Annotated in this window: 1 rRNA gene; it reads left to right on the top strand. The window is 55.2% G+C overall.

Annotation, left to right across the window (positions count from 1 at the left end):
• Positions 1-55: 55 nt before the first annotated feature.
• Positions 56-1,584 (top strand): 16S ribosomal RNA (locus ACFVGY_RS37805); the annotation flags it as partial.

Below are 1,584 nucleotides of genomic sequence, written 5' to 3'. Positions count from 1 at the left end.
ACGCAGGCCACACAGGTGTCGCCGCAGGATGCGGTGAACTTAACCTGTGATCCATTTATCGGAGAGTTTGATCCTGGCTCAGGACGAACGCTGGCGGCGTGCCTAATACATGCAAGTCGAGCGGACAGATGGGAGCTTGCTCCCTGATGTTAGCGGCGGACGGGTGAGTAACACGTGGGTAACCTGCCTGTAAGACTGGGATAACTCCGGGAAACCGGGGCTAATACCGGATGGTTGTTTGAACCGCATGGTTCAAACATAAAAGGTGGCTTCGGCTACCACTTACAGATGGACCCGCGGCGCATTAGCTAGTTGGTGAGGTAACGGCTCACCAAGGCAACGATGCGTAGCCGACCTGAGAGGGTGATCGGCCACACTGGGACTGAGACACGGCCCAGACTCCTACGGGAGGCAGCAGTAGGGAATCTTCCGCAATGGACGAAAGTCTGACGGAGCAACGCCGCGTGAGTGATGAAGGTTTTCGGATCGTAAAGCTCTGTTGTTAGGGAAGAACAAGTACCGTTCAAATAGGGCGGTACCTTGACGGTACCTAACCAGAAAGCCACGGCTAACTACGTGCCAGCAGCCGCGGTAATACGTAGGTGGCAAGCGTTGTCCGGAATTATTGGGCGTAAAGGGCTCGCAGGCGGTTTCTTAAGTCTGATGTGAAAGCCCCCGGCTCAACCGGGGAGGGTCATTGGAAACTGGGGAACTTGAGTGCAGAAGAGGAGAGTGGAATTCCACGTGTAGCGGTGAAATGCGTAGAGATGTGGAGGAACACCAGTGGCGAAGGCGACTCTCTGGTCTGTAACTGACGCTGAGGAGCGAAAGCGTGGGGAGCGAACAGGATTAGATACCCTGGTAGTCCACGCCGTAAACGATGAGTGCTAAGTGTTAGGGGGTTTCCGCCCCTTAGTGCTGCAGCTAACGCATTAAGCACTCCGCCTGGGGAGTACGGTCGCAAGACTGAAACTCAAAGGAATTGACGGGGGCCCGCACAAGCGGCGGAGCATGTGGCTTAATTCGAAGCAACGCGAAGAACCTTACCAGGTCTTGACATCCTCTGACAATCCTAGAGATAGGACGTCCCCTTCGGGGGCAGAGTGACAGGTGGTGCATGGTTGTCGTCAGCTCGTGTCGTGAGATGTTGGGTTAAGTCCCGCAACGAGCGCAACCCTTGATCTTAGTTGCCAGCATTCAGTTGGGCACTCTAAGGTGACTGCCGGTGACAAACCGGAGGAAGGTGGGGATGACGTCAAATCATCATGCCCCTTATGACCTGGGCTACACACGTGCTACAATGGACAGAACAAAGGGCAGCGAAACCGCGAGGTTAAGCCAATCCCACAAATCTGTTCTCAGTTCGGATCGCAGTCTGCAACTCGACTGCGTGAAGCTGGAATCGCTAGTAATCGCGGATCAGCATGCCGCGGTGAATACGTTCCCGGGCCTTGTACACACCGCCCGTCACACCACGAGAGTTTGTAACACCCGAAGTCGGTGAGGTAACCTTTTAGGAGCCAGCCGCCGAAGGTGGGACAGATGATTGGGGTGAAGTCGTAACAAGGTAGCCGTACCGGAAGC

Origin of the sequence: Streptomyces sp. NPDC127106 (assembly GCF_042677605.1) — a bacterium.
Taxonomy (GTDB): Bacteria; Actinomycetota; Actinomycetes; order Streptomycetales; family Streptomycetaceae; genus Streptomyces.
The sequence above is the reverse complement of the archived record's forward strand: the minus strand, read 5'-3'. Positions and strand labels throughout refer to the sequence as shown.